General features: G+C 52.9%; 2 protein-coding genes. One reads left to right on the top strand and one right to left on the bottom strand.

The window, feature by feature from the left end:
* Window positions 1–30 precede the first annotated feature (30 nt).
* Complete coding sequence (gene malS / locus FDW94_RS00160) at window positions 31–2,061, bottom strand: alpha-amylase (RefSeq protein WP_137376941.1); 2,031 nt, start codon at window positions 2,059–2,061, stop codon at window positions 31–33.
* A 316-nt stretch (window positions 2,062–2,377) separates the two neighbouring features.
* Here malS and FDW94_RS00155 point away from each other — a divergent pair.
* On the top strand, window positions 2,378–3,201 hold an 824-nt coding region (locus FDW94_RS00155; protein ID WP_008786441.1), incomplete at its 3' end, for a protein bax.

The raw sequence follows: 3,201 nt of genomic DNA, 5'->3' as shown, positions 1-3,201 counted from the left end.
GCTGTATGCACAGCGGGAAGCCTGTTGGGATCAGGGCTGACCGGCCCACACCACCATCACCTTATCGTCGCCATGCTCGCGGATAAATCCGTATCCCTGCTTCAATGTCAGCGTGGTCTGTTTACCAGCACCGATGGCGGGATGTCTGGCCCGGAACTGACTGATGCGCTGCCAGTGAGCGACGCTGGCGGCAGATTTCCCGGCCACATCCTGCCAGTTCATTTCTGAGCGCGTACCCTGCAATGGGTCTGAACCTGTTGGTCCAAAGGGCCGGGCCGACTCGTCTCCGTAAAAGAGTTGTACCGCGCCTGGCGCCAGCAGCAATAGCTCGGCGGCTTTGTCTCCACCTTCGCGGAACAGACGCGTATCGTGCGAGGAAAGATAGCTCAGAACGTTGAAATCCTGCAATTTCTCAGCCATCTGTTGCCAGGTGACATCCATATTTGCCAGACAATCGACGGCCTTTGCCGCCTGCTCCTGATAGTCGAAATTGATCATCGCATCAAAGCCGTGACGGTAATAGTCGCTTTGCATCACGCCGTGACCCCAGGCCTCGCCGGTCATCCAGAAAGGTTTGTCATCAAGCGCTTTATCCGGGTTCGCTTTCTTCCATTCAACCAGCGCCGCGCTGGCCTGTGTTTTTAACTGCTGCCAGGCGGGAAGTTCGACGTGTTTGGCGGTATCGACCCGAAACCCGTCAATCCCGTAATCACGCACCCACTGGCTGAGCCAGTGGGTCAGATAATCGCGGGGCGTATAACCAGCAATAGCTTTAGCGTGCGTATCCGGTTTGTGTTGATAAAAGTTTGGCAGCCCGGAAGGCGTGGTGGATTCGGTTTTCAGATCGGGCAGGAAAGCCAGCGACATGGTCAGGTCGTCAAAACCCGGATTGTCGTAATCGCCAATATCGGTGCGGATCCAGTTTTTCCCCCACCATTTTTCCCAGCCTGCTTTATCGCTGAAGTTGATGTAATCATTAAAGCTGTGCCAGCTTTGCCCGGCGGCTGGCTTCCAGTCCGTCCAGCGTTCACCGAGCGTGTTTTTCAGTTCATCGCCCGACAAGTACAGGGCCCCAAACTGATACTCCTGCATATCCGCCAGCGTGGCGTAGCCGGTATGATTCATGACGACATCAAACAGGATGCGAATGCCGCGCTGGTGCGCGCCGTCAACCAGCGCACGCAGGTCAGCTTCATTACCCATATTCGCGTCGAGGGTGGTCCAGTCCTGAGTGTAATAGCCGTGGTAAGCATAATGGGGGAAATCACCTTTGGTGCCACCGCCGACCCAGCCGTGAATTTGCTCAAACGGCGCGCTGATCCACAGGGCGTTGATGCCTAACTGTTGTAGATAGTCGAGTTTGCTGGCCAGACCGCGCAAATCGCCCCCGTGGAAAGTGCCAATTTCCTGCATGCCGTCGTTGCGACGCCCGTAGCTGTGGTCGTTGCTCGGGTCACCATTTACAAAGCGATCCGTCAGGACGAAATACACCGTAGCGTTATGCCAGTCGAAAGCGGCCGGGGCATCAGTTTCCGCCCGTTCCAGCAGCAACAGTCCGTTACTGGCTGCGGCAGGCTGTAGGGTAATTGTCCCATTTTTTACCGTTGCCGTTTGCTGGCTGTAGAAATCGCGCACCACGGCACCTTCCGGAAAGGTCTGGCTCACATCCAGTGTTAACGGCGAACCATCCCATTTCGGGCACTGGCGAATCTGGGTCGTGACAGGGTCTGCGGCGCTTTTTACCGAGAGCATCAACGTTGGCGTTCCGGAGCGGGTATCCACTTCCAGCGTGTAATCGCCGTCTTTGAATAAGCGCCACTGCGGCGGGGCGCCTTCACACGGTTTTAGCGACAGCATCTGGTTGAGTTTTATCGCATCAGCAGGCTGCCAGCACTGTTGGTCAAAATTTAGGATTAAAGGACGCGTACCCTTCGTCAACGCTGCATGGCTGACGAATTTACCCGTACCTTCCGCTTCGAAGGTGGGGAGTCCCTGAGAAGTCCATGATGAGGCGATGGCAATGCCGGGCATGAGCGCCAGCGCAACGGCGGCAAGTTTCATAATGCTGTCCTTGGTGCTGCGATTTTCGCCAGTTTGCCAGTGAAATCAGACCGGAAACTCCTCCTTTGAGTCGATTCCGCCAGGAGGAGAGGTGAGGGTGAGCGATCGCGCGCAAAAAATGAACTTATTTTGCGATAACCTCCACATTTTCTTCGAATTAATAGCACCCTGAACCGTTAATACGTGACATGGTTTCAGAATTGGACTATTCCTTTGGGTGCTCTTGACGGCTATTTTTGATATGATTTGAGATTCATCTCTCATTTTTGTGAAAAATATAAGGTGTTGGAATGTATAAATCCGACCAGGAGACCTAATGATATTGACTCCCATTCGACGATATGGGGCAATGATTCTTATGTTACTCACCGTTGCATTTTCGGGTGAGGTGCTGGCAAAGACACACACGGCGACAACGAGTCACAAGCCCCAGGTAATCAAGACAAGTAATACACAGGTAAGCAGTAAACAAGAGTATTCTCGCAATAGTGCAAAGAGTAGTTCACTTCCTGATTTGCGAAAATACCCTTCCGGAACACCAAGGAAAAAAGCGTTTCTCCGGACGGTTATGCCTTATATTACCAGTCAAAATGCTGCCATTACGGCGGACCGTAACTGGCTGATTTCAAAACAGTACCAGAACCGCTGGTCACCGACTGAGCGTACGCGTATGAAAGATATCGCGAAGCGCTACAAGGTGAGCTGGTCTGGCAACACGCGTAAAATCCCATGGAATACGCTGCTTGAGCGCGTAGACATTATCCCGACCAGTATGGTGGCAACCATGGCTGCGGCTGAAAGTGGCTGGGGTACGTCGAAGCTGGCGCGTAGCAACAACAACCTGTTTGGCATGAAATGTGGCAAAGGTCGTTGTAATAATGCCCCGGGTAAGGTGAAAGGCTACTCACAGTTTGAATCGGTGAAAGAGTCGGTGAATGCTTACGTCATCAACCTGAACACGCATCCGGCTTACTCTTCATTCCGTAAGTCACGTGCGCAACTGCGTAAAGCCGATCAGGAAGTCACCGCTACCGCGATGATTCATAAGCTGAAGGGTTATTCTACTAAAGGACAGAGCTACAACAATTATCTGTTCGCAATGTATCAGGATAACCAGCGTTTAATCGCCGCGCATATGTA

The sequence above is a fragment of the Citrobacter sp. wls757 genome (assembly GCF_005280935.1).
Classification (GTDB): Bacteria; Pseudomonadota; Gammaproteobacteria; order Enterobacterales; family Enterobacteriaceae; genus Citrobacter; species Citrobacter portucalensis.
This window is presented reverse-complemented; position numbering and strand designations above follow the sequence as displayed.

Bases quoted from the DNA above. Each gene is read 5' to 3' on its own strand.
- malS (WP_137376941.1), bottom strand. From the start codon at position 2,061: ATGAAACTTGCCGCCGTTGCGCTGGCGCTCATGCCCGGCATTGCCATC.